Source organism: Dyella sp. OK584, assembly GCF_057787755.1.
Genome location: NZ_CM173542.1, coordinates 3,987,927 through 4,013,408, shown reverse-complemented (window position 1 = coordinate 4,013,408; position 25,482 = coordinate 3,987,927). Strand labels below are relative to the sequence as shown.

Genomic DNA, 25,482 nt, shown 5'->3' with positions numbered 1-25,482 from the left:
AGGTTGTTGAATATCAGTATGAGGATGCCGTGTCAAGCGGCCCCTGGATCGACGCTCCAATGCCTGCCGATCGCTCTGGCCGAATGAGCAGTCACCACGTAATGTGTCCTTGCGCTGCAGCGCAGCTCACCTTCGCGAAGGGAAACACCGACGTATGGCAGTTAAGTCCCCCCGTACCAGTGTCATCGACGCAGGGTCACCAGGCGGTAATGTCCCGGCGAACCTGGACGCTGAACGCGAGGCCCTGTTCGCGATGCTTCGTCCCATCGTTGATGTCGTGGGCAGCTTCGTCGGTGAGAACGTGGAAATCGTGCTGCACGACCTCACACGTCCGGAGAGTTCGATCGTCAAGATCCTCAACGGCCACGTGTCCGGACGCTCGATCGGCGATTCAATCCTCAGTGGCCCGAATGGCGACAAGGGCTTCGTCGAACTGCTGCGTTCGCTGGAAGAAGGCTCGCCGGACGCGCATTCGGTGATCAGCGACTACCAGACTGTCACCCGCAGCGGCAAGAAACTGCATTCTTCCACGGTGATCTTTCGCGACAGCGGGGGCACCAACGTTGCAAGCCTTTGCGTTAACGCCGACATGTCGGTGGTGGTTCAGGCGCATGCATTACTGCAGAGCATGCTCGCGCGGCCAACGGAATCCACGCCGGCGCGCGACGCACCCGCTGGCATCGATGCCCTGATGACGGAGATCATTGCTGAGGCCGTGCAACGCTTCGGCAAGCCCGTGTCGGCTATGGACAAGGACGAAAAAATCCATGCCGTCGAGACCATGATGCAGCGCGGACTTTTCATCGTGAAAGGAGGCGTGGAGCGCGCAGCGACCGCACTCGGTGTTACCCGATTCAGTATCTACAACTACCTTGATGCACTTCGCCAACGAAGCGCGGATCCATCACTACTACCGGAGCGCGTCCAGCGGAAGGCCCCGCGCAGGTAGTGAAATCACTCCGGTGGTTGCCGAGTCGGTGGTGAGCCACGAATGGCGTCGTCAAGATCCACTGCAGGCAGTACATCCTGAGCTGCAGAAGCGATCAAGAATATGCCGAAAACTTGCTTCTTATCATGCGTCCGCTTTCGACCCGGAGCGGACATCCGAAGCGAGGGCTCAACGTCCGTAAAATAAGGAGTTGGGCGGTGCTCAGGCGGCACTCTAAGATTAAGGTGGCCGAAATGTCCGAACGGATCGCAGAAGCTTCTCCGCGGCTCAGAGCCAGGGTTACCGGCGTTGTTTATTTGCTTTACTTCCTTACTGCAATATCCGCCGAGGTCTTCGTTGGTCGGGGCCGGCTTGTTGCATATGATGCCGTCACCCTCCTGGCCTACGTGTTTTACATCGCCGTAACGCTGCTCTTCTACTACATGTTTAAGCCAGTGAACATGCGCCTCTCTTTGCTCGCGGCGTTTTTCAGCCTCGTGGGATGCGCCATTAGTGTTATGGACGTCTTTCATCTCGCTCCGTACGACGTTAGCTCCCTTGTATTTTTTGGGCCCTATTGCTTGCTGATCGGCTACCTCATTTTCAAGTCAACCTTCCTACCTCGAATTCTGGGCGTTCTGATGATGCTTGCCGGTTTGGGTTGGCTGATTCTTCTGTCACCGCTCGGAAGCAATCTGTCCACTTACCTCAAGGTCCTCGGCTTTCTCGCAGAGCTATCACTTTGCCTGTGGCTCATCGTGATCGGCGTAAATGTCCCTAAATGGCAAGAAAAGACAAACGTTTGGTGAGTTGACGACGCGTGGCAGCGTGGTACGCCCCCGATTCCGTAGACACCTGATAGTGTCTTTTGAGGATCGGAGGATCTATGACCAAGAAGCGATTTACGGATGAGTTCAAAGCCGAGGCGGTGAAGCAGGTCAGCGAGCGCGGCTACCCGAAGCCGAGGTTGCCGAGCGGCTCGGCGTTTCGTCGCACAGTCTCTATGCATGGCTTCGTGAGCGCGGCGTCAGCCGCGATGCGCGCAAGGCGCGGAAGGAAGTCGACCTGGTGCAGGAGAACGCTCGGCTTCGTGCCGAGCTGCGTCGTGCCGAAGAGGAGCTCGACATTTTAAAAAAGGCCGCCGCGTATTTTGCCGGGGCGACGTCCCCCCGCTTTCAGTAGCGACCGTCTTTGGCGGTGGTTCCAGGGTTTGATGGGCTGGTTGTTATAAAACCCCATTGTTCAATGGTGTACGGACTTTTTTGGCGCCATTGTTTGTACATGTCGCTGGACACCAATGTTTGTACAACAGGTACAAACATTGGTGTCCAGCGCACAGGCTAGGCCTGAAACCAAAGTATGTGCAGGTCTGATAAGCAAAGTCTGTGCGGCGGCGGCGCGTTATGTACGTACTTAGCTTGTTGCCAAACAGCAAAGCTTGTGTACCGAGCAATAAATCAGGCACTTGGCTAGCAGGGTTTACCGGCGATAAGCGCACTTTGACAAGCAAAGTGTGTGTACTGAGAGAGGCGTACCAGGGGGCGGCTCACGAGGAACACAGGAGCACGCACTTAGCTCTCAAGGGCCGCGATAGCCATACATCGAGTGCCCTAGCTACTAAGTCCAGTAGCGACGGAGCCTAAGCGGCGTACCGTGTGGGCCTTTGCTGCCCAGGGGATGGCTGCATGGAACGCAATAAGTTGCAGGCGCAGCCAACGCTATCGACGATCCTCTTGCCACCCGGTTCAGCGCGATCGCTGGAGCGCGCGATAGAGCGACGGCGATGTTGTGTCCTGGGCTCCAGCGGTGACCCTTTCGATCTTGGGTCTTTGCAGCCGCTACGTGAGACCCGTTGAGGCAGGCCCTGTCGCTCGCCCATAGCGTTTGGACGTCCGTTAACGCCCCACCTTCTACTCATCATCCCATCGGGAGCCGACCCATGTCATCGCTGCGAGAAACCCGCCCCATAAGTGAAGAACTCCGCAACCTCGCCGAGAACCTGCACCTGGATATCGAAAGACTGGAGCGGGGCGAGACCATCCAGACGCATGTCCTCATTGCGACGCCTCAAGACTTCAAGAAGCTCCTCGCCGTTCCCGTGCGAGAGGAAGCGTTTGACGTGATTCGCACGGCACTAGACCCCACGGGCCTACGTGACGATGCCTACCACAGAGGACTTAGGCATTTCGCGGCGAACGTCGCGGGCCTTACTGAGCTAGGTGTGCATGTTGGAAAGGAATTCTTTGATAAGCGGTTTCCGATGCGCGTCATGGTTGTTGCGGCTACCGAAGTGACCGTCACGGAGGACATCAGTTATAACCCGGAGAGCTCTCCGGTCTATATCGCGTGCGACGTGCTCACATTCGACGGAGGGAGCTACACCGTCATGAACACGTCCTTCACCCTATATGTCAACGACCAACTAAGGATCCTTCCGGCTAAGCCCGGGAGGCCCTACCACATCGCCATCCTGGGTGCGCCCGGAGGTGCCGGTGCAGCCGCCCCTAACGAGGAAGCCCAGGACAAGGCTCCCAATGGCAAGGATGCGCCTGTGCCCACCCCCGGTATTTGTACCGGCGCGGGTAGTGGAGGAGACGGAGTAGACGGCAAACAGGGTTACGACGGAACGCGGGGCAACGACGGAGAACCGGGCGTCGAAAGCTCGGTGGCCAGTCTCAATATCGCGCACTTTGCTGCAGGCCAGGGACCGTTGATTATTCACGGCATGTCGGGTGAGGGTGGAGATGGCGGAAAAGGAGGTAATGGGGGCCAGGGCCAAGACGGTGGCGATGGCGGGGATGGCTGCAGCACCGGATGCGAGGGAACGGACGGCGGCGATGGTGGCGACGGTGGTCGCGGCGGCAATGGCGGCAATGGCGGAGATGGTCAGCGTGGTGTTAACGGTTGGCCGATCTACCTCAACATCGATCCTACCCAGAAAGGCCCGAACTTCTTCGTGTATTCCGGGTTCAGCGCGTCAGGCGGGCATGGCGGTCGCCCTGGTGATCTCGGGCTACCTGGCACTGGCGGTGAGGGTGGTAAAGGGGGCCATGGAAGCGCCAGCGGCAAAGATGGCAATAGCGGCGGGAAGGGCTCACCTGGCGTCGCTGGGAGTGACAGCGTAGACGGCGCAGCACCGCCTCTGATTGAGGGGCGCTATGTGCCACCCGGTCGCATGAAGCTTCATGTGAGGATGGCCCCATGACGTCCGCCATCCATGCCGCCGAATGGCAGTACTCCCTCGACGGGGCCGGTTACATCCGGCTCAAGGTTTTCGTCGCGAAAAAGATCTCGCCGATGAACCTGAAGTCCAAACCGGTGTTCGTGATTCGCACAGAGTTGCGTGTCTCGATCTACAACACCAATGACTTCTACATCAGCCCTTCAGTCGTGACGGCCTACAAGAACTATCCCGCGCTCTTTCAGTTCTCAAAGTCAATTCAGTGCCTCGACGGGAATGAGGAAGGTAACTTCGGGCTGCTTTCCTACACACCGATCACAGTCAATTCCTCGATCAATACGTCGCGCAGTGACACAACTGATAATCAGCTCACCAACTCATCGCAGCAATCGGTGGGGTCCTCGTCGTCGCAAACGAATTCTTTCGGGGTCAGCGTCCAGGCCGGGGAAATGATGGAAATGCCCATGTGGTCCGTGGGCTTCAGTTACGAGCACGCTTTCACCGCCGCGGAAAGCAAGGAGCGTTCCACGGGCGCCTCCAATACGGCCGGCCAACAACTGAGCTATGGCGATTCGTACAGCATCAAAGACTGGGGCCTGTACGCCTTTGTCAACCGCGAGAACCTTCAAACGAGCTGGATCTGCGCGCAAGAATACCCATGGGACATCCTGCAGTTTCGCAGTGCAGAGGGTGATGGAACCATCGAGCTACCCAAGGCCATCATTGATCGGATGCTCGTTGGCGACTGTGTCTTGCCACCCTCGCAACTATCGCAGTTTGGAACGGAATTCACCTTCGCGGCCGAATGGCGCTTTACTCCCTCTCAGGAGAACGTCGACGTCGATACGGCGTTGCTGTCGGTCGACATCAATACCGCGTTCGTGCACGCCTCGCATGAACGAAAGCTACTGCCCACTGGGAAGTACACGTTGGCCGCCCGAATCGGCCCGGTCGTGTCCGATCCTCGGTCCATGCAACTCACCTGGTGGGACCTGGAATGCTTGGCGCTCAACCCTGTGGTGCCTGGGCGCAACGATGCGAGTCTGAATCTCGAAAAGCTTCCGTCGCGTCGCTTTCCAACGGACAGTACGACCCCTCTTACCGTCACATCCCCTACCAATACGCTGCTCTGCGTGGCCGCGGGATTCTCCGAGGGAATGATTGCGGACGTCGCCGCGGCGTCCGCAACGTTTTCCCTCGCCTTCAAAGTGACGTCCACGGTGGGCGAGATCAATCTCTATCTCAAGCACTGGAAAGTTGATGAAACCGGTATTGAGGTGTTGATCGAGGTCAACGACAGAAAGCTCCCCGTGCAACTCGTGGACGCCAAGCAAGGCGGCGGCGGCATGGGTAATCGGATGGACATCGCACTGAGAACGACGGATTACATGGCCGAGGACTTCTGCGACTACCTGGTAGTTGGCTTGAATGTCATCAAGGTGACCGTGTCCGCAGCTGATGCATCTTCACCCCCGGCCTCGGCGCGGTATTGCCTTGCGGCCATCGTGGTTTCCTAGCGCAGCCTGATCTGAATAAACGAATCGCATCACGTTAGGCAGAAGACCCTTATGCCGTCTCACACGCAAAAGAATCTCTCCGTCAAGCAGCCCATGGGTTCGATCACATTCACCCAGCAAGGAGCGCGGGTCAAGAATGTTGCCGGCGCACTTAGCATCAAGCTCAAGAAGAAGACCAAGGGCGAAGTGATCGAGAAGAAGCGAGTGCTAAAGTTTCACGATCCTACAAAACGCATCGATAAGCTGCCCTCAACACTCGCCTCCTACACGAAGAAAAAGCTCAAGGACTTCTATCGAGACATCTGGGCAGAACAGGACGAACTCGTCCGAACGTCACTCGTGGCGGATATCTTGCTGGAGTTGGCGAAGCACAACGTGCATCAGGTCGTACCTGATCGGCTCGCCGAAATCGTGCGTGCATTCTCAAGCATTCGCTTTCCAACGCGGTGGTCAGGCTTCAAGTTAAAGGATGGGTACAAGATTGCTGGCCAAGTCCAGATGCAGCATCCCACGGGCGCTTCGGGAGGCATGTGGATTCCTAAGCAAAATAAAGGCGACGGGACGCACGCCATTCACACGAAACTTGACGAAGCTCGGGCGGCGGTGGCCATCGAAGCTTTGGAGAAAGCGCTTGCCGATCCGAAAAACAAAACGGTGGAAGCCGTGGTGAAGGTAGTTCTGGTGAAAGCTGGCGCATTCACGATGAGCTACTTCACTGCGCCGGCACTTGCCAAAAACGTGGACGCGACAGCGTCGGACGCCGAAAAGACACGTCAGACGCTGGCGAGAGAATTCGTCAAGGATCAGCTGGTGAGCTTGGGCGCGACAAGGGCGAATGTGCCAGCGCTTAATCTGCAGAGTCTCAGCCGCGAATTTAGGCCAGACCTTCTCAATCCGGGAGAAATAAGTCCCCGCCGCGCGGCGCCGCTGCTCGCCGTCAACATGGAATCGAAGTGGCTTTGAACGCCGACATCCACGTCTGAGCTCGATGGCATTCCCCTTTGCTAACCAAAGTCTGTACGCATAGACGCGTATCGGTTTACGGTAAGTTCCGATTCCGACCCGATATAGGAATTCCATCCCGTTCTCAGTGAAGCGGACATTTAGCTCGCCGCCACTTTCTCCACATCTGGCAGCGTCCAAGCCTTATCGAAAAGCACCTTGGTCGGCCCGTAGAGGCGGAACATCAACTCAAACTCGCGTTTTGGGTCGGTTGGAATCCAATTTGATTCCCGGCCCTTGGGCGCCTTGGGTCCGAGAAAAATATCTACGGAGCCGTCGGCGTTCTTCATCAATTCGGGCACGTTGGAGGCGCGGCTGGCGTGGTCAACGCCTTTGATGAGCGCGTGGGTCTGGCGATCGTAGGCCGTGACAGACCAATATTGCTCGACCGGCACCTTTGGTGGCACATGCAGGCGATACGTCTTGCTGCCGTCGTAGCTCTTGCCGTCCTTGTCCTTGATGTTGATCAGGTAAAACTGGCCAACGCCCAGGCGTTTGATGCCGATGTAGGCATAGGTATAGGCAACGCCTCGGGCGTCTACTGCGTAGCTATCCGGATCGGCATAGTTGGTCGACTGCGCTTTAACTGCCTCTGGCAGAGACGGCATTGTCCAGTGTGTGCCAGCAAAGAACGGAGGAAAGCCCGCATCGTATTTGGCCTTAAGCCAAGCTTGAGCATCGGCGATACCCTGTTTGAGTGCTTTCTTGGTCGTGTCATCCGGATTGAACGGCTTGCCTTTCTCGATGCCGATTAACTGCAGTTGATCGATCATCGCGCGATCGCGATCGATCCATGGTTCACGCTGGACGACTTCATTGAGCAGGGTGAAGAAGCTGAGGTCGTATTTGATGGTCGAGTCGAACTCTGCGTCCTTAACGTCGGTGAAGACGGTAGCCGGCGGATTGACTAGCTGCGACAGTGGATAGAATTTCACCTTCTTGCCGTAAGCGAGCGACTTTTGGACATCCGCGTCGCTATGGCTCGTAAGGTTCGAGCGCACCAGGAAGTAACCAGTGAAGGTGTCGGATTGAAGCGGCTCAAAGCCTTTGGGCACATTGCCCTTGTAGCCGGGCGGAAGAATCACGAACTTCACTCCGGCACCCTTGTCGATGCCTAGCAGGCCGGCATCTTCGAGCGCCGCCTGCCATTCCGTGACAAAATTTCCATTGAGCGATCCGTCATCGCCTGCGGGAGGTATCTCGACAACCATTGGCCCGGCTGCCTTGGTGTCGTAGAAGCCCATGAAGTAGAGCGTGTCCGGATTGGGCGTCAACGTCTGGTTGTGCCAGTCGAGTGGGCGCCCCCAATAGACCATCTGGTTGACCTTGCCGCCGGCTTTGAGCATCTCCTCTCGCATCAATTCGGTGTTGACTGCGGGCATGCCCCAGATGGCCGCTTCGGTAGCGCGACTCTGGATGATTCGACTGCTCAAGGCGTTGATGCCGCCCGAATTGCTGGCTGGCATGGCGGCCCCGCGAGTAAGAGTCGCGGGCTTGACGGGGCTTGGCTTATCGGACTGGGCTAGAGCCTGGCAGCTAATAGCCGAGACGAGGGCGATCGCGAAAATGCTTGTCGCTGTGCGCATGACGGAGTCCCCGGAACCAACTATGGCAGTGACGAAAGCCTGTGCGCCCACCGTCCGGCTCACAAGCGTAAATCCACGCGGACTCACTAGGTAGAACTACCAGGCGCGTAAGCGACATCCGCTCACTGGACTTCAGGCCAGGGCGACGCGCCAGAAAACTGGAGTGTTGGCTTCCGATCCATAGCGAACATTTCGGAATCAAGGCTTACTCATTCCATCGCCTTGACCGCAGGCGGGCTCCATTGTCCGTTGAGGATCGACTCATCGGGCCAATAGGCGCGGATAAACAGCGAGAAGTCGGCTTGCTTCGGCGCTGGTAGCCAGTTCGCACGTTGATTCGGATCGGAAGGCGCCTCTGCCTGGACATAGATGGTCACCGATCCATCCGCATTGGACCGGAGGTCTTTGTTCTTGGTGCCAACAGAGAAGCGCTTGATCTCGTTAGGCACGAAGAAATGCTGTCCGTCGTACATAGTCAATGACCAGAAGCCTTTCACCGGGGGCTCGCCCTTGGGGAAGGTCACGGTGTACCGCTTCCTACCGTTAAGGCGCGCACCTGAGTCGTCGAGATCCTGGTAGAAGTAGGATGCTTCATTAGGCTTGTTGACGAAGATGTTGGAGCGGGCTACGGCCGTGCGACTGTAATAGTCCGTGCCGAACTGGGCGCCGTTCCTGACCATAGTCCAGTTGTGCGGTAGCGGCAGGCCGTAGTTACGGAACTCCAGCAGCGGCGCGATGACCTCTTTCTCAGTCCTGGCGGCTTCGTCGTCGATGGCCGCCTTGATCTTTGGGTCATCCTTAGCGGCTGCGACAAGCGCCTGAGCTTGTGCGTAAATCGCCTCTTCACCTGGCAGGGGCTTGGCATCTTTCAGTACGGCGGACAGTTCATCGAAGAACTTGCTTGGATCGACCTTCGGTGCCTCACCGCCACCGGGTGTCGGTGGTGGTGCCGGGAACGATGGTGTCTTGCTCCAATCGGTCCGTTTCATCGTGCCGTCGAACTGCGACAGCGGATAGACATCAATCTGGTTGACCAGCGCCTGGATCGCTGCGCGGTCTGCGTCGGTGTCGTCCATGAATACGCGCGGCACGATAAAACCAGTATTGGTCCCGGCGTGGAAGACCTTAGTAATTCCCTTCGGTACCTCGCCCTTCCAGTCGGGGCCGACCAGTAGGTAGAAGCCTGGCTTGGTGTCGTACATCTTACCGAGCCCGGCGAAACTGTCGGTCCTAAGATCGACAACCTGGTACACCCAGAAGCGATCACCGAAGTCAGGCACTTGGACCACCACGGGCTCGATGTCGAGCGCCAATGGGCCGCCCCCATAGACCACATCTTGATTTGGACAAGCCACATCGCGCTCGGTGGGCTCAATGTAGTTGGTCAGCATGCTCAGCCGATTCGGTGGCGCTGCCGGGAGTGCGCCACCTAGTCGCCCTGGTTCCTTTAAGTTGGTAAAGCCGAGCCGTCGGTTGTAGACGTTGACCATAGGCCAAGCCCAGAAGTAGACATTGCGGGCGACCTCCCGCGCATAAGCCTCGGTCAGGCGAGTTCCAGGCATGGGGCCTGGCACAGACATGGCGGTGGATTCGGGTAATGCGGACGTAGAAGCCGCGGCGAGCGGGGTCGCGTTGGCCGTCGTGGGTGGCGTGGGTGAGGTGGGCGATTTGTTGTCGCTGCATCCTGCGAGCGCGGCAACGATGGCTGCGATCAGCATCAAGGGCGCCGAGTGGGCTGCATGCATGGCGAAACTCCAAGGCTGAGGCTATCGCGGTGTCACGAGCCTGGGCCCCCTAAGCCCTCGCCACAACCGAAAATCCACTCAGTCCCTTTCAGTAGAACTACCGATCGGAATTGCGACATGCACTTATCGACGGCGATCTTCGCTTTTGGCTGCTAGCGGTCCCTAGCGAAGGAGCCCTGCTGATGCAGTTGCATGTCATCTACGCGAAGGAAGGCGTCTAACCGCCTACGAAAGCGGCGGCGTACCACAGCCGGCCCTGAAGTTCAGTACCAGTAGGGCCACGCGCCAAGTAATGAAGGCGTAGGAAAGGCACAGCATGAATTGGAACAGCAGATGGGCGCGGGACCGGCTGAGCCGCCACAAGCCATCAAGCAGGTTGAGCAGCAGTAGTGTCAGCCCGATGCCGGCGACGAGATAGCCGGCGAACGTGGGATGGACGAAGTCGCTGCCCGACGGGCCCACGCGAATCCCGCCAAGGCCTGCGGCTGTGATTAGCGACGCGATGCTCAAGTTGCGGGCATGCACAAAGATCCGTGTAACAACGCCTTGCTCGAACAGAACGACGGCGATTTTACGGAACATGTCGGGAAGCACGGCACTCGCTCCTGGTGGCACTCGTGGATGATCTTACGAGACGGTGGAAACATTGCAGTCGCGATGCGCGACGGGCTCTGACGACAATTTAGGCCGGCCCGTGATGGCCTGGCGGCGCTAAGGCGACTTTCCAGCTTGCCAGCCTGTAGCGAGAGTGAAGCCAGCTAATGATGAAGTTGTTGCATTCATCTTGGTCGGTAGGCAGACGCATCCCGGATCATTGGCCGTCTACAGACACAGAAGGACTGCCCGCATCAAGTGGCCAACGTGGCGCCAGCCTTCAAATGGATTCGCATCTCGCAACCTGCATTGTTGTTGACAGTCCCGCACACTCTAGAGTTTGCATCGATGCATTGAGGCCCCGCGACGGATGGGCTTGCCCTCATCTCACGCAGCTGAAGTTGCAACCCAAAGCAGACAGTTCAGTGGGGGAGAACATGGCCGCCCTCCAGCAACCTAATCGTCCGCCCTAGGGGCTCGACGCGGGAACGGCCTGCAGAGAACGCTTTCTTGATGACGGGGCCCGAAGGCGCTGTTTGATCGACATCGAATCGACGAGGCGTTCGTGGTCCTGAGTGGCTTGGTTCGCATAACTGATACTGAACTTTCCAATGGCATCATCCAGTGCCTCGCTGTTTCCACAGTATCCGGCGATCTTCGCCGGATGTCCCGACTTGGCATGGGCGAGGGCGAGCGCCCATCCGCAGAGGCGGCAGTAATCAGAAAAACCTGGCAATCCGCTCTTGTCATTTTCCCTGAACTCGATGCCGCCTTTCATGTCAGCCAGTTGGCGAACATAAAGGTCCTTGTTGTTCGCGTGACCCCATCCCAGAAAGATATCGGGCGACCCTTGGATCATGCGTTGTCCTACAACCACCCGCCGCCCTTCGTTCTTCATATCGTGTCGCAGATTCACATACGGCGACAGGACCGATGGCATCGCCTCTTTGACCTGGAGAAACAGCGGGTCATCCGTTTTTGCACCTTCCAGCATCAGGACCCAGCATGCTGTGCCGACGCTGCCCACGCCAACCACTTTGCGCGCGACATCCACGAGCCGATAGCGACACAGGATGCGCTGACGATCTTGCGACAACGAGCCGAAATAGGCCTGCAGCATGCTATCCACTATTTCCATCATAGGGGTGCCGTCATCCGAAGTGGTCTCTCGCACAATGAGCGGGGCATCTTCCACGATCCGGTGCTCTCCTGCCACGACCTCCGTGAGTCTATCCAGTGTGCGTTGATGGCCTTTGGCACGAGCCTTCAGCATCACGCGTTCGATGCGACTGCGCAGTCTCTTTGGTGCAGCGTCCAGAATCGCTTGTTCGCTGATCTGGTCGTACCAGACCTCGAGATAGCCCATACCGGCGTAGCGCCGAATGTTTCTTCGGTAGGCGAAGACCGCGGCGCGTGCAGCCTCTTCGCCGCAAACATCGTCGCCTCCCATGTAGCGAGCAGCGAGGGCGGCACTGGCCGCCAAGCGCTTCACGTCCCATTCCCAAGGCCCCGGGTGAACTTCATCGAAATCATTGATGGCAAAGATCAGGTTGCGCTCGGCCGACGCAAAGACCCCCATGTTGGCCACATGCATGTCGCCGCACGCGACCACGTTCAGCCCTGTAACTGGCGTATGCGTCAGATCGGATGCCATCACGGCGGCGGATCCACGGTAAAAGCTGAAGGCTGATGCACTCATGCGAGTCATGCGGACTGGAACGAGTTTCTGAACCCGGGTTCGGTTCTGCTCTTCGATGATCGAGATCGGATCGCGGCGATTTATTGGTGGCGCGTAGATCGCGTGTTCTTTGCGTGGCACCTGCTTACGCAGACTTCTTCCGATGGCAAGTTGCTCTTTGGGGTTAGGCCTGTACGCTGCGAAGGCCGCCAGTGAGCCCTGTTCGCCTTCCTGCGTGAGGTAGTTGTAGAAACTCCGCGTCTGACTAGTCATCGCCATTCTCCGTGCTACGCAAAGACATGGTTCAATGGTTACATCCAACCACCCATTCCGGTCCTCGTGAGACGTCGCCCGCGCCATCGAGTCGGTGAACATGACCTGGCTAGGTTGGAGGCCGTGGCGCGGGAGATGGATTCGACCGGCCGGAACGTTGCGGAGCCTTTCCGTGCTATCGCACATCCGGCGGCCCGTCGGGTGCCTGTCGATCCAGCTAGGCAGCGCTTCGGTCGCTTGGATACTCAAGCCTGCATCGCACGAGGTTAGCTCGCAGTGAACGCATCTCCCATCGTGCCCGGATGGGGTGGCGCCGCGTTCTTTGTCCAAAAAATGATTGGGTAATGCTGCAGTTTGGACATGCGTGATCGTTCCGCCCGTCAAGCGGATGTCGGCCCGCGCGCGCTCCGCTTGAGGGTTACAATCGGCGCCGTCCGCCTAAGCTTCCGCGGCATTCGAAGACCAAGGCCGCGCACTATTTGGGGTTCGTTTTCAGGTAATGCTCCAAGCCAGTGTCTGCTTATTGCAGTACAGGCTCTTCGATGCCTTACATGCCGCACGCTTGATTCCGAGATAGTGAAAAGCAAGCTCACGCTGCACAGACGGAGGCTTCACTGATGATCCTCGTCGCCGTGTTCATCGCGCTAGTCTTTCTCTATAGCTTGGTATCCCGAAAGCTGGAGCAGACAGTTTTCACGCCACCCATGCTGTTCACAGCAGCCGGCGCGCTCATGGCGCTCTCGCCGGCTGCACTGAACGAGCTGACGCTCGAACGACATGAGCTGCTAATGCTCGCCGAGCTAGGGCTGGTCATGACCCTCTTCACCGATGCCTCCCGTGTCAGTCCAAGCATGTTAAAAGGCCACGCGAACGTGCCGGTTCGCCTGCTGATCACGGGTATGCTGTTGACCATCGTGCTTGGAGCGCTTGGCGCCAAAGTCGTTCTAGGGACACTCACTTGGTGGGATGCCGGCATTCTTGCCGCAGTTCTGGCTCCGACGGACGCCGGGCTTGGACAGGTGATCGTAACCAGCTCTCGTGTGCCACTTCGCATTCGCGAGGCGTTGAATGTCGAGGCAGGGCTCAACGACGGGCTCTCAGTGCCTTTTCTGCTGTTCTTCATCGCCATGGCCGTGGCGATAGAGGAGCATGCAGGCTACGGAGTGCTCTTCCGCTTTCTCGGCGAGCAGCTTGGCTACGGAGCGCTGATCGGCGCCAGCGTCGGGCTTGCAGGCGGTTGGCTGTTGAGCCTTGCCCGACGCAACGGATGGATGGCTGAATCGCAGACGCAACTTGGTGTGGTGGTGATACCGCTGGCTTGTGTGCTCGCTTCGAAGGCCTCCAATGCAAGCATGTTCATTGCAGCATTCGTCGCTGGGCTATGTGCCCAATCAAGCTTCACCGATATCGGCAAACATAGCGTCGAATTCGCTGAGGAGTGGGGGCAGATTTTCAACTTTTTCGTTTTCTTCCTCTTTGGACTGCTCGCATTTCCGGTCTGTAAACAAATCAGCGTTGCCGTCTGGGCCTATGCCGCGCTGAGTTTGACCTTGATTCGCATGATTCCGGTCGCCATTGCATTGCGCGGTACAGGCCTCAGCCGGCAGACCGTGCTGTTCATGGGCTGGTTCGGTCCGAGGGGGCTAGCGTCCATCGTTCTCGGCCTCATGTATCTGGAGCACGAGGCAAGCCTACCGGGCGACTCCACGATCAAGCTCGCCGTCATGGCGACGGTATTGCTCAGCATTTTCTCCCACGGGCTTACCGCGCATCCCGGTATCGAGCGTTATGCAAGGGCGGTGGGACGAATGGACGTCACTGCACCGGAGCGTGAGTCAAGCGGCTCTGAGTGACTGCGCTATTTGCGATAGATGTTCCGGACGTCACCTTCGCACGGCCGTGGTCGGGAACGCTCTGAATGTTCGCTATGAAACGAGGAGACTCGCCATGTCGAAAGGCCTCACTCAAGACCAGGTCAACGCCGCGGCCGATGCGTGGGTGGCGAACGGTGACAACCCGGCGATTGAGAAGACTCGCGTGGCGCGCGGCACAGGCTTACCGAATAGTGGCCGATGGGACCTCGTCGGCCTGATCACCCAAAAGCTTCTCATATGGCTCGCGCTGTGTGTGCTGCTTTCTGGATGCACATCGCTCGGCCCCAAGACCATTGTTACCGATCGCTTCGACTACAGTGCGGCGATTGCCGATTCCTGGAAGCAGCAGACGCTGATGAACATCGTCAAGCTACGCTACCTTGATACGCCGGTTTTCGTGGACGTGGCGTCGGTGGTCAGCGGCTATTCGCTGCAAACCAGTGTGTCGGTGAACGGTACCCTCTCGTCGGAACATACGGTGGAGGCCAATTCTCTTGGGGCAGGGATCCAAGGCGTCTATACGGACCGGCCCACCATCACCTATACGCCGGCTACCGGGCAGAAATTCTTGCGCGGGTTGCTGCAGCCGATCGATCCAAAGAACATCTTCTACATGCTCCAGAGCGGCTACGCTGCGGACTTTCTGTTAGGCATGACGGTGGAGTCGCTCAATGGCGTGCGCAATCGCTCGACGGCCGCGGGGATAATGCGGGAGGCGGACCCGGAGTTCCTGCGGGCCGTCGCACTGCTGCGCGACGTGCAGGCCGCTGGCGCGCTTGCGATGCGCGTGGAGGATGACAAGGTCAAAGGTTCGACCGCCGTAGTGTTCTTCCGCCGTGAAGACATGCCTGCCGACGTCGTTGAGAAGGTCGCCGAGATCCGCCGCTTGCTCAAGCTGACGGCCGGGAGGCAGGAGTTCACCCTGAGGTATTCCCCGGCGCGCGGCGCGGATGACGAACTGACGGTGAACAGCCGCTCGATGCTGCAAATCATGCTCGCCTTTTCCAGCTATATCGACGTCCCTGAGGAACACCTGAGAGAACACAGCGCGCTTCCCGCCGTCGTTCAGACCGCAGCGGAGATGCAGCAGAACGCCATACGGATTCACAGTGGCAAGGAAAGGCCGAAGGAGCCATACGCCGCCGTGCACTACCGCGACTACTGGTTCTGGATTGATCAGGGCGACCTACGAACCAAGCGTGCTCTCAATGCAGTGATCCTCTTCTTCACGCTGGCTGATACCGGCAGCACGGAGCCGTTGCCGTTGATCACGATCCCGGCGCAATAGCCGGACGAGGCAAACCGGGCTCCCCCAGACTGAATGGACCAGGCTTCCCTAGACACTTGCGTGGCGACGGTTCCAAGGCCTTTGGGCAGGCCTCACCGTGAGGCGGGCGACTCTCTATCCCAGCGGCGGTCCAGCTCCTGCGGCGCAGCTCTCTGCAAGCTCTCTGCCGCGCAGGCCGGTAATCCATTCTTCGGGAATGTTGGTGGCACCGTAGCGTAAGCCGGCCATTGCACCGGTCAGTGGCATGGCGATGCGTAGTTCTGGTCGTGGCCCCATATCCACGTCACCGGCCATGACTTCAGGCCCATGTACTACTGTTAACTAAATACTATGGTGTACTCCATGGTAAGTAGCAGTGCGGGTGGGATGTGGACGACAACACGGGCCATCTGAAGAAATTCCAGAAGGAGCTGTCGGCGGGTACCGTATCGCTGGTGCTACTGGCGGTGCTTGGGCAGTCGCGGCAGCCGATGTACGGCTATCAGATCGCCAAGCGTCTGGAAGAGGTGGGGGAGGGTGTGCTGGCGGGCAAGCAGAGTGCGCTCTATCCCGTGCTGCGCAACCTCGAAGCGGCGGGGCTGCTCGCCAGTGAGGTCGAGCCGTCCATCAGTGGGCCGCCGCGACGCTATTACCGCATTACGAAACTGGGGCGCGAGGTGTTGCGTGATTGGGTGGAAGCCTGGAATGCCACACGCGACTCCGTGGATAACGTTTTGCAAGGAGGGGTGTAATGAACGCACCACGTACGATTGCCGAGTATCTGAAGCAACTGCGTGCCGCTTTGCGCGGCGCGGACCCGGCTTTGATCCAGGACGCACTTTACGACGCCGAAGAACACCTGCGAGCTGAGCTGGCCGAGAACCCGCAACGCAGCGAAGCGGAGATGCTCGCTCATGTGGTGAGTACCTACGGTGCGCCAGAGGAAGTGGCGGACATCTATCGCGATCAGGAGATCAAGATTCAACGCGCCTTGCGTCCGCCGCCGGTGCCCAAGCGCCGCTCGGCACTCGGCCGTTTCTTTGGCGTGGCGGCTGATTCACGCACCTGGGGCGCGATGTTCTACATGGTGCTGGCGCTCGCCACCGGCATTTTCTATTTCGTGTGGGCGGTAACCGGCATTTCGATGTCGATGGGCTTTTCCGTGTTGATCATCGGCATTCCGTTTGTCGTGCTGTTCCTCAGCACGGTGCGCGCGCTGTCGTTGCTCGAAGGGCGCATCGTGGAAACCATGCTGGGCGTTCGCATGCCGCGCAGGCCGCCTTATCCTTCGCGCGCAGGGCTCACGATCTGGCAGCGTATCGGCGCCATCTTTGCGGATGGTCGCACCTGGACCACGCTGTTCTACATGATCCTGATGCTGCCATTGGGCATCTTCTACTTCGTGATCACGGTAACGCTGCTGGCAGTCTCGCTCTCCTTCATTGGGTCGCCTGTCCTCAAGATACTCAGCGACGCGGATGTGGTGTATTGGAGCTGCGGCATTCCCGATTGGCTTTGCCCGCAGACGAGCTGGTGGGGCGTGGGTCTGCTGTGTGTAGTGGGCATCGTGTTGTTGTTCTCCACCTTGCATCTGGTGCGCGGCCTGGGCGGCATGCACGGCGCCATTGCCAAGGGCCTGCTGGTGCCTTCGGCGGAACGGAGCGCGTAGACCATGTCGGTAGCAATGCTTTCCCGTCTGGCAGGTGAGTGGAGTGGCGACGAAGAAATCGCCACCACTCGTTGGGGGCAGGGTGGTTCTGCGGTAGGGCACATCAAGGCGAGGCTCGAATTGGGTGGCCGTGCGTTGGTGCAGGACTATCGTGAGGAGCGCGACGGCAAGATCGCGTTGCAGGTGCACGCGGTTTTTGTGGCCGGGCCCGAGCATGACCAGTTCAACCTGTTCTGGTTCGACAGCTACGGTTTCGTACCCGGTTCGCCGGCGCCTGGCCTGTGGAACGGTGAATGTTTCAGCTTCGTGCGCAGTTCGCCGCGTGGACAGACGCGGCACGTCTACGCGCTTCAGGGCGATGACGGCTTCACCCTGAAGCTGGAGAGTTCGTTTGATGGCGGCGTGATTTGGGAAACGGTGATGACAGGAAGTTATAAGCGCATCGTCTGAGGCCAGATGAGCGCTTCGTGGCTCTTGGAGCGTGCCCAGCGCGCGACCGCAAATTCACACCAGTTGCAGATCCCGCGGGTGTGCCCCGGGAAAGACTGTCTGCAGCTGGCTTCCCGACAATCCCCACATTCGGCCCAGCAACCCACCCAACATGTCGCGGTAGTTGGTTAGAACAGGATAGTCGCGGTTCTGCAGCAGGCTCTGCGCGTTGACCGCGACCTGCGGCCCGGCGATGCGCTCACCGTTGACCTTGCCGCCCAGCACCCAATGCACCGTGCCGTGGCCGTGGTCGGTGCCTTTGTTGCCGTTCTCGCGGAAGGTGCGGCCGAACTCCGACATCACCACCACGACGGTGTTGTTCCACTCGTCGCCCAACGCATCGGCATAGGCGGCCAAGCCCTTGCCGAGATTGCTGAGGTTGTTGGCGAGTTGCCCGGCGGTGCTGCCCTGATTGACGTGCGTGTCCCAGCCGCCGATATCCACGAAACCGAGCCGATATTGGTCGCGCATCATGGTGGCCATGCGTTGCGTTTCGTCGGCAAAGTTCTTTGCGTTGGGCGCGCCGCGATTGGCCTTCATCATTTCGTCCTGCAACTCTTTGGAGACGGTCTGGCGAAGTTCCAGCCCATCCGCGGCGGCAGAGGCAAGCGAGGTGTCGCGGTACATGCCAGCAAGGATGCCCGCCTGTCGCTCGTCGAACACGGGCTTGGTATTGCCGCGCAGCGAAATGTTTGGAATATCGTGGCTGCCGCCCTGAAAGCTCAGTGGCAACGCCTCAGTGAATGCGATGGATGGCACGTTGGTCATCTGACTGGACAGGCGGGCCATGAAGCCGGAGCGATAGTCGTTGCGCTGGCTGCCCGCTTCGCCCGACTCGATATTGTCCTGCGTCTCGAAGTGGCTGCGCGAAAGATCGTCAGTACCGGCGAATGGTACGAAGGCAATCTGGCGCTTTTGCCACAGCGGATAGATCGAATCGCGCAGCACCGGATTGAGTCCCCATTCGCTGTTGAGGCCAATGGCGCTGCTGGTGTTGTATGGATCAGGCTTGGCGATGGAAAGCGTGGGGCGCGATTCGTAGTAGAAGTCACTGGCGTACGGCACCAAGAGGTTGTTGCAGTCGTAGCCGCCGCGCAGGAATACCAGCAGGAAACGTGGGCTATTGGCCGGCGCGGCGAAGAGCTTTCCGGAAAAGGAAAGAGCAGGGGCTGCGACGGCAGCGGTGGCGGCAGCAAGCAGGAATTCACGCCTATTCATGCATTGGCCTCAGCGATAGTTGAAGTCGGGCGAGGAGAGCAGGAAGGTGTTCCATTCCTGCTGCGAGGTGGCCTTGGCGAGTGCATCGCGCGTCGGCGTGCCCAGGTGCGGGTCGAAGGTGTCGTAGTAAAGCCGCGTGGTAAGCATGGGAAAGTCACCGCCGGTCTTTGGCAAGCCCTCGGGCGTCAGCAGACGGTTGTTGCCGGTGCCGATGGAGCCGGCGATCTCAAAGCGTTTGGCCATCTGTCCGGAGCTGGACCACCCTGCGGCATCCAGCGGCCAGCCGTCGGGCGTGAGACGGCCAAACACCGGTTCGCCGAGCTGGTTGAGCCAGTTGAGCAACGGCTTGGCATTGGCGATGGGTTTGCCGTCATAGGCCATGCGCACCGAAGAGACCACGAACTGCATCGGGTCCTTGAATTTCTTGCCGTAGTTGCTGGCCAGTTCATTCGACTCGAACATCGTGCGCAGTACTTCGGCGATATCGCCGTCTGAACGTTGGAAGGTTCTGGCCATCTTTGCCACCAGCGACGGCGGCGGTTGGTCGGCCACGAAGTATTCGGCGAGTTTTTTCGAGATGAATTCGGCACAGGCGGGCTGGCGGGTGATCAAGTCAACGGCCTGTGTGACCTCATCGAAACCGCTGCCTTTGATTTTCTGCCCCAGCAACATTTTGTCGCTGTAATCGTGGCGCATCGGGTTGAACTCGAACATGCCGTTGCGCAGGAACATGGCCGCAAAACGCGGATGCGCGCGCAGCACAGGCCGGTCGCGCAGCGGCGCCACGCCAGCGCCGGTGAGGATCAATGCCAACTGCTGCACGTCCTGTTGGGTGTAGCCCGAACCTACGCCGAGCGTGTGCAACTCCATCAGCTCGCGTGCGTAGTTTTCGTTGACGTGACCCTTCGCGTTTTGCGCGTTGTCGAGGAACTCCAACATCGCGGGACTTTCAAGCGTCGCCATGACCAGGTCGCGGAACTTGCCCAGCGCATGCGGACGGATGGTGTTCTGCGCGTAGTCGGCAGCCACCCAGCGCACGCGGCCCTTGGCACCGTAGACACTGAAATGATTGAGCCAGAACCACACCATCTGCTCCTTGAGCTGGTTCTGGCCGTAGACGGCATGCAGTAGCTCGATTTGCTGCGCCTGCTGCAACAGTTCGTTGGCGTGCTGTTGCTGGGCTTTCTTCGCCGCGGCCTTGTCGTCGCCCTCGGGCATATTCTTGATCTTCTCCTGCTCGTCGCGCAGGCCGATCAAAAGCTGCTCAGTGGGCGTGTGCGCCGCCTCGTAACTGTTGACCAGCGCGGCAATCTGCGGCGGCAGTGGGTCGCCGTTACGATCATCCAGTTGCTGATCGAGGAAACGCGAGCGGCCCAGGTCGCGGTAGCGAGCCAAGGTGGTGCTGTCCAGTTCGAAACTGTCGCGACGCAACCAGTCGATGTCTTGCTGCGATAAAGGGCGTTCCTTGGCCATAACGCCCATTGGGCCGGTTGCCAGGAACAGGCCGAGAGAGATCAGGATGGGGCGGATACCCGGCAAGCGGGCTTTCTGGGCAGGGCGCATGCGTCGAGGTTCCTGGTGGCAAGGGCAAACGACAGCGTCGGCAGTGTCAACGCGGTAGTTGTCGTTCCGCTTACCGATCCGCGTCACGGGGGCGCAGATTTGTTCGGCGCAGATTCATGCGATGAGCTTTGCTTCCTTCCCGCTGTGGGCGACCCCGGGATACTCCCTGTAGGAGAGGGGACTGAGGCGAGGGAAGGGTGGCGCTGGGGAGCCTCAATTGAAGCCGGCTGACGAACGGATTTGTCGCAAGATTCACCCTTCACCCCAGCCCTCTCCCCCGACGGTAGAGGGGGCAAGAGCTAGAACTCGTCGACAAACTCCACCACCGCGCCCAACATCGAAGCCTCGACTTCGGTGACGGCGCGCACGGCGCTTGCGTGGAGATTGTCGGCGGCTTGCACCTCGACTAGGAACAGTTCGCTGCCGTTGTCGTCGATCAGCTCACTGGAGCTGGAGTCGTCGCGAAGATACGCCGACTGGTCGTCGAGTTCCTCGACACGTTCAATGCCGTCGATGCCGTGCAAGGTCGAGAGCAGCGTCTCCGCGTCGTCGCGGCTGCCGGTTATGCGCATGCGGATCGTGGGCATCGTACGTTACTCCCAGGTCCCACCGGCTATATGCTGGGCCAAGGCATGTTCACGTCAGGTGATTACCTTCTCTGGGCTACCATTTACGTCTTGCTGGAGAGCCCTTGTGCCCAAGATCTACGACCGTGCTTACTTCGACAAATGGTATCGCCAGGCCGACCACGCGGTCGGTTCACCCGCCGAGCTGAAACGCAAAATAACGATGGCGCTGGCGCAGGCGGAGTATTACCTCGGACGTCCGGTGCGCAGCGTGCTGGACGTTGGCTGCGGCGAAGGTGTGTGGCGTGCACCGTTGCGCGCGCTGCGGCCGGGTATCCATTACCAGGGACTGGACGCCAGCGAATACGCAGTGGCGCGCTATGGACGCCGTCGTAACATTGGACTGGCTCGCTTCGGTCAGCTGGAACACCTGCGCTTCGATCATCGCTTCGATCTGATCGTGTGTACCGATGTGCTGCATTACCTCAAGCCCGCCGAGATTCGCGCGGGGCTTGGCGGCATCAGCGACATGCTCGAAGGCGTGGCCTTCCTGGAAGTGTTCACCAGCAAGGATGGCGTGGACGGCGACATGGATGGCTTCCATTCGCGTGCGCCGTCCTGGTATCTGCGCGCGTTCGGCGAGGCGGGCTTGTTGCCGTGCGGATCGCACTGCTATCTGGGGCCGCGCCTTGAGCGCCGGATCGCTGCGCTCGAGCGAGCGCAGCTGCCTAGCTGATCAGTCTCAGATTTCCAGATGCGCACGCAGACCTGCGAAGCGCGCGGGACCGCGGTCGCGGTTGTAACCTGGATTGCGCACGTACTGGAAATCGGGGCTTAGCGTGAGGTGCTTGATCGGCATGAAGCTGTAGTACGCCTCCAGTATCTGCTCGCGACCATAGCGAAGCGCGCCATCGCCCAATACAAAACCATCGCCACCCAGGGCGAGATAGTCGCGATGAGCGGACGATAGGCCGTCGATCGCCAAGGCCACCGAGAAATGGTCGTCCGGGCGTCCCCAATGTGCACCCGATAGCTGGAAGCCGCCGCTCAGTGCGCGGTCGACCTCGGTGAACGCGAAGGATTCGGTACGACCGTCGTTCCAACCGGCGCGCATGAACAGTCCGGTCTCGCCCTGGTCGGCCAGTGGCAACTCTCCATTCACGGCAAAACCATACTTGTGTCGGCCGGGGGCGTCGTCCGCGTGGATGTCCGGCTGCTCGCCGCTGGCTAGTGCGGCAGCGGTGGCGTCGCGGTAAATGCCCATGTGCGCATCGTTGCGGTATGCCAGCAAACGCAATGCCCAGCCATCGGCATACGGCTGCAACGTCAGTTCAATCTGTTGACCGTTGGAGTTGCCAAGCGACGACACCAGCTTCTGGCCATTGGCCTCGTAAGGCATGCGATAGATGCCATAGCGCAATGTCCAGGTGGGATTGACCCACGCGATCATCACGCCGTCGGTGTAGCCGCGCGTATCGGCCGCGAAGTCCCAGGCGGTGTTGTTGAACAACGACCAGTCCATGAACTGCGTACGCGTGCCGCCGGCGTAGCGGTTCTTGTCGAAGTCATCGCTCACGGCCATCTTGCCGATCTTCACGTCGAGGTGTTGCGCGGCTTCCTTGCCGGGCAGCTGATCCTGCCCACGTTCCACATCTTCTGTCTCACCTTCCAGCGGTAGTGACCAGCGCAGGTAGCGACGCGCGACATAGGGTTTCTTCGGCAGCCCCGCGCTGCCCGAGCGAATCACGTCACCGTTGGTGAGTCCGCCAAGACCCGTGGCGCCGGAGACGCCTTCGCCCTTGAACATCTCCACGTCGAAATAGAACTGCAGATGCAGCGGCAGGTTGACGCCAAAGTACGCGCCGAAGGTATGCGAGCGCTCGGTATCGCCCTGCGGATGCAGACTCAGGTCGCCGGCATAGGGCGAGTGCAGCGAATACTGGTGCTGGTCAACGAAGGTGTACTGCGCGCCCAGCCATTGGGGGATGAAGAGCTTCTCTTCATCGGCGCAGGCGAGGGCAGGGGCGAGCATCAGCCATGCGGCTGCAAGAATACGTGCGAATTTCATCGTTCATTCCGTGCAAAGGCGCGGAATGAGTTTCTCTAGAGATGACCTGACGGCCTTATCTCTGGATTCAACTCACGGCCGCGCCGTGATCGATGGGTTGATGTGCCGCGGCCCGCGCATGCGGGACATGCGGACACGACTGGCAGGGTCGCTGTCCATGGTGGTGATGTGGTCTCTGGAGGACCCCTGAGGCGGGGCGCGCGCATGGTGACTATGCGCCGTGGTCGTGTCAATGGTTTGTCAGTGATGCGTGCAAACAAGAAGGCCACCTTGCGGTGGCCTTCTTGGTATTACCGATACGAAGCAATTAGCCGCGCGAGGCGCGCTTGCGATCGTTCTCGGTGAGGCCCTTTTTGCGCATGCGGATTTCCTTCGGGGTGACTTCGACCAGTTCGTCGTCGTCGATGAAGTCCAGCGCCTGCTCCAGCGAGAACTTGGTCGCCGGAGTGAGCTGAATCGCATCGTCCTTGCCGGAGGCGCGCATATTGGTCAGCGGCTTCGGCTTGATGGCATTGACGGTAAGGTCGTTGTCCTTGGCGTGGATGCCGATCAGCTGGCCTTCGTACACCGAGTCACCCTCGGCGGCGAACAGCTTGCCGCGCTCCTGCAGCGGCCCAAGCGAGTACGCCGGGGTGGTGCCGCCCGCATTGGCGATCATGACGCCGTTGAGGCGCTTGGCGATCGCGCCGACTTCCATCGGGCCGTAATGGTCGAACACGTGGAACAGCAGGCCCGAACCCTGGGTCAGGGTCTTGAACTGGTTCTGGAAGCCGATAAGGCCACGCGCCGGAATCATGTACTCAAGGCGCACGCGGCCCTTGCCGTCCGGCTCCATGTTCTTGAGCTGGCCCTTGCGGATGCCCAGGCGCTCCATCACAGGACCCTGGTGGGTTTCCTCGAGGTCGACCACCAGCTGTTCGATCGGCTCCATCTTCTGGCCTTCGATTTCCTTGACGATCACTTCCGGACGCGACACGGCCAGCTCGTAGCCTTCGCGACGCATGTTTTCGATCAGCACCGACAGATGCAGTTCGCCACGGCCCGACACCAGGAACTTGTCGGCGTCGGAGCCGTCTTCCACGCGCAGGGCAACGTTGTGCACCGTCTCGCGCTCGAGGCGCTCGCGCAGCTGGCGGCTGGTGAGGAACTTGCCACCCGACAGATCTTTGTTGCCGACGAACGGCGAGTTGTTGACCTGGAAGGTCATGCTGATCATCGGCTCGTCAACGGTCAGCGGCGGCAGCGCTTCCGGAGTGTCAAGCGAGGTGATGGTGTCCGAAATGGTCAGCTCGGAGATGCCCGAGATAGCGATGATGTCGCCGGCTTCTGCGGTTTCCTGCTCGATACGCTCGAGGCCGAGGAAGCCGAGCACCTGAGCGACCTTGCCCTGGCGCTTCTTGCCGTGGCGGTCGATCACCGCGACCGGCATGCCCCTCTTCAACGTGCCGCGCTGGATGCGACCAATGCCGATGATGCCGACGAAATTGTTGTAGTCGAGCTGGCTGATGCGCATCTGGAACGGACCTTCCGGATCGACGTCCGGCTTCGGCGCGTGCTGCATGATCGCTTCGTACAGCGGGGTCATGTCGCCTTCGCGCACGTTCTCGTCGAGCCCGGCGTAGCCGTTGAGTGCCGAGGCGTAGACGATCGGGAAGTCCATCTGCTCGTCGGTGGCGCCGAGGCGCTCGAACAGATCCCATACCTGCTCAACGACCCACTCCGGGCGGGCGCCCGGGCGGTCGACCTTGTTGACCACGACCACCGGCTTGAAGCCCATCGCGAACGCTTTCTGCGTTACGAAGCGGGTCTGCGGCATCGGGCCGTCCATCGCGTCGACCAGGATCAGCACGGTGTCCACCATCGACAGCACGCGCTCGACCTCGCCGCCGAAGTCGGCATGGCCTGGGGTGTCGACGATGTTGATGCGGTTCTTCGCACCCGTCTTCTTGTCTTCCCAGGTGATGGCCGTGTTCTTGGCCAGGATCGTGATGCCACGCTCCTTTTCCTGGTCGTTGCTGTCCATCACGCGCTCGGCCAGAACGGTGCGCTCGGAGAGCGTGCCGGACTGCTTGAGCAGCTGGTCGACGAGCGTGGTCTTGCCGTGGTCGACGTGGGCGACGATGGCGATATTGCGCAGATTTTCGATGGACATGAGGTCGGCTCGGGCGGCGCTGAGGCCGTCACGTGAGGTTTCTGAAGGGCGAATCGGACGATTATACGGACTTATGTGACAGCTTGCTTGAAAGTTCTTAACAAATGCGTTC

The 25,482-nt window shown here is 59.5% G+C and carries 21 protein-coding genes and 1 pseudogene; 13 read left to right on the top strand and 9 right to left on the bottom strand.

The features are described from left to right. Positions 1-154 precede the first annotated feature (154 nt). The 6 genes and pseudogenes from AC3CBN_RS18070 to AC3CBN_RS18045 all read left to right on the top strand — a co-directional run bounded on the left by AC3CBN_RS18070 (position 155) and on the right by AC3CBN_RS18045 (position 6,589). Complete coding sequence (locus tag AC3CBN_RS18070; protein ID WP_488634371.1) at positions 155-949, top strand: helix-turn-helix transcriptional regulator; 795 nt, start codon at positions 155-157, stop codon at positions 947-949. 233 nt (positions 950-1,182) lie between these two features. Then, positions 1,183-1,737 carry a DUF4386 domain-containing protein gene (locus AC3CBN_RS18065; protein WP_488634370.1) on the top strand — a complete coding sequence of 185 codons (555 nt, stop codon included), beginning with the start codon at positions 1,183-1,185 and terminating at the stop codon, positions 1,735-1,737. Between the two features lie 77 nt (positions 1,738-1,814). Continuing rightward, positions 1,815-2,088 (top strand): annotated as a pseudogene (locus AC3CBN_RS18060) (transposase); the annotation flags it as partial. A gap of 779 nt (positions 2,089-2,867) precedes the next feature. Further along, positions 2,868-4,133 carry a hypothetical protein gene (locus AC3CBN_RS18055; protein WP_488634369.1) on the top strand — a complete coding sequence of 422 codons (1,266 nt, stop codon included), beginning with the start codon at positions 2,868-2,870 and terminating at the stop codon, positions 4,131-4,133. Further along, positions 4,130-5,626, top strand: a complete 1,497-nt coding sequence (locus AC3CBN_RS18050; protein ID WP_488634368.1) for a hypothetical protein — start codon at positions 4,130-4,132, stop codon at positions 5,624-5,626. The genes AC3CBN_RS18055 and AC3CBN_RS18050 overlap by 4 nt, the downstream gene beginning before the upstream one ends. Before the next feature lie 51 nt (positions 5,627-5,677). Next, positions 5,678-6,589, top strand: a complete 912-nt coding sequence (locus AC3CBN_RS18045; RefSeq protein ID WP_488634367.1) for a hypothetical protein — start codon at positions 5,678-5,680, stop codon at positions 6,587-6,589. Between the two features lie 140 nt (positions 6,590-6,729). On the opposite strand, the gene AC3CBN_RS18040 is transcribed toward AC3CBN_RS18045, so the two are convergent. Both AC3CBN_RS18040 and AC3CBN_RS18035 read right to left on the bottom strand, forming a co-directional pair. Beyond that, positions 6,730-8,214, bottom strand: coding sequence for a DUF1254 domain-containing protein (locus AC3CBN_RS18040; protein WP_488634366.1), 1,485 nt, complete (start codon positions 8,212-8,214; stop codon positions 6,730-6,732). A 209-nt stretch (positions 8,215-8,423) separates the two neighbouring features. Then, a complete protein-coding gene (locus AC3CBN_RS18035) occupies positions 8,424-9,605 on the bottom strand; it encodes a DUF1214 domain-containing protein (RefSeq protein WP_488634365.1) in 1,182 nt (393 codons plus the stop codon). A gap of 169 nt (positions 9,606-9,774) precedes the next feature. Between AC3CBN_RS18035 and AC3CBN_RS18030 the strand changes: the two genes are divergently transcribed. Beyond that, complete coding sequence (locus tag AC3CBN_RS18030) at positions 9,775-9,978, top strand: hypothetical protein (protein WP_488634364.1); 204 nt, start codon at positions 9,775-9,777, stop codon at positions 9,976-9,978. A gap of 206 nt (positions 9,979-10,184) precedes the next feature. On the opposite strand, the gene AC3CBN_RS18025 is transcribed toward AC3CBN_RS18030, so the two are convergent. After that, the gene (locus AC3CBN_RS18025; RefSeq protein ID WP_488634363.1) at positions 10,185-10,553 is read right to left on the bottom strand and encodes a hypothetical protein; all 369 of its coding nucleotides are present in this window, start codon (positions 10,551-10,553) and stop codon (positions 10,185-10,187) included. Positions 10,554-11,022: 469 nt separating this feature from the next. Further along, positions 11,023-12,504: a DUF2252 domain-containing protein gene (locus tag AC3CBN_RS18020; protein WP_488634362.1), complete on the bottom strand. Its 1,482-nt coding sequence runs from the start codon at positions 12,502-12,504 to the stop codon at positions 11,023-11,025. 617 nt (positions 12,505-13,121) lie between these two features. Between AC3CBN_RS18020 and AC3CBN_RS18015 the strand changes: the two genes are divergently transcribed. From AC3CBN_RS18015 to AC3CBN_RS17995, 5 genes are all read left to right on the top strand, one after another. Continuing rightward, complete coding sequence (locus tag AC3CBN_RS18015; RefSeq protein WP_488634361.1) at positions 13,122-14,357, top strand: cation:proton antiporter; 1,236 nt, start codon at positions 13,122-13,124, stop codon at positions 14,355-14,357. 94 nt (positions 14,358-14,451) lie between these two features. After that, entirely contained in the window at positions 14,452-15,666 is a 1,215-nt protein-coding gene (locus tag AC3CBN_RS18010; RefSeq protein WP_488634360.1) for a hypothetical protein, read from the top strand. A 368-nt stretch (positions 15,667-16,034) separates the two neighbouring features. Further along, positions 16,035-16,397: a PadR family transcriptional regulator gene (locus AC3CBN_RS18005; RefSeq protein WP_488634359.1), complete on the top strand. Its 363-nt coding sequence runs from the start codon at positions 16,035-16,037 to the stop codon at positions 16,395-16,397. Further along, complete coding sequence (locus AC3CBN_RS18000; RefSeq protein WP_488634358.1) at positions 16,397-17,314, top strand: sensor domain-containing protein; 918 nt, start codon at positions 16,397-16,399, stop codon at positions 17,312-17,314. Before AC3CBN_RS18005 ends, AC3CBN_RS18000 begins: the two co-directional genes overlap by 1 nt. A 3-nt stretch (positions 17,315-17,317) precedes the next feature. Further along, positions 17,318-17,764, top strand: a complete 447-nt coding sequence (locus tag AC3CBN_RS17995; protein WP_488634357.1) for a DUF1579 family protein — start codon at positions 17,318-17,320, stop codon at positions 17,762-17,764. Positions 17,765-17,818: 54 nt separating this feature from the next. Here the strand turns inward: AC3CBN_RS17995 and AC3CBN_RS17990 are convergent, their stop codons facing one another. The 3 genes from AC3CBN_RS17990 to AC3CBN_RS17980 all read right to left on the bottom strand — a co-directional run bounded on the left by AC3CBN_RS17990 (position 17,819) and on the right by AC3CBN_RS17980 (position 21,171). Beyond that, on the bottom strand, positions 17,819-19,021 hold the full coding sequence (locus AC3CBN_RS17990; protein WP_488634356.1) for a DUF1501 domain-containing protein: 1,203 nt from the start codon (positions 19,019-19,021) through the stop codon (positions 17,819-17,821). A 9-nt stretch (positions 19,022-19,030) separates the two neighbouring features. Continuing rightward, positions 19,031-20,584: a DUF1800 domain-containing protein gene (locus AC3CBN_RS17985; RefSeq protein WP_488634355.1), complete on the bottom strand. Its 1,554-nt coding sequence runs from the start codon at positions 20,582-20,584 to the stop codon at positions 19,031-19,033. A 299-nt stretch (positions 20,585-20,883) separates the two neighbouring features. Then, positions 20,884-21,171, bottom strand: a complete 288-nt coding sequence (locus tag AC3CBN_RS17980; protein ID WP_488634354.1) for a hypothetical protein — start codon at positions 21,169-21,171, stop codon at positions 20,884-20,886. Positions 21,172-21,277: 106 nt separating this feature from the next. Between AC3CBN_RS17980 and AC3CBN_RS17975 the strand changes: the two genes are divergently transcribed. Beyond that, positions 21,278-21,886 carry a class I SAM-dependent DNA methyltransferase gene (locus tag AC3CBN_RS17975; RefSeq protein ID WP_488634353.1) on the top strand — a complete coding sequence of 203 codons (609 nt, stop codon included), beginning with the start codon at positions 21,278-21,280 and terminating at the stop codon, positions 21,884-21,886. 6 nt (positions 21,887-21,892) lie between these two features. Here the strand turns inward: AC3CBN_RS17975 and AC3CBN_RS17970 are convergent, their stop codons facing one another. Together AC3CBN_RS17970 and typA are read right to left on the bottom strand one after the other, a co-directional pair. Continuing rightward, entirely contained in the window at positions 21,893-23,218 is a 1,326-nt protein-coding gene (locus AC3CBN_RS17970) for a carbohydrate porin (protein WP_488634352.1), read from the bottom strand. Between the two features lie 307 nt (positions 23,219-23,525). After that, the gene (gene typA, locus AC3CBN_RS17965) at positions 23,526-25,370 is read right to left on the bottom strand and encodes a translational GTPase TypA (RefSeq protein ID WP_488636766.1); all 1,845 of its coding nucleotides are present in this window, start codon (positions 25,368-25,370) and stop codon (positions 23,526-23,528) included. Between the last annotated feature and the right edge of the window lie 112 nt (positions 25,371-25,482).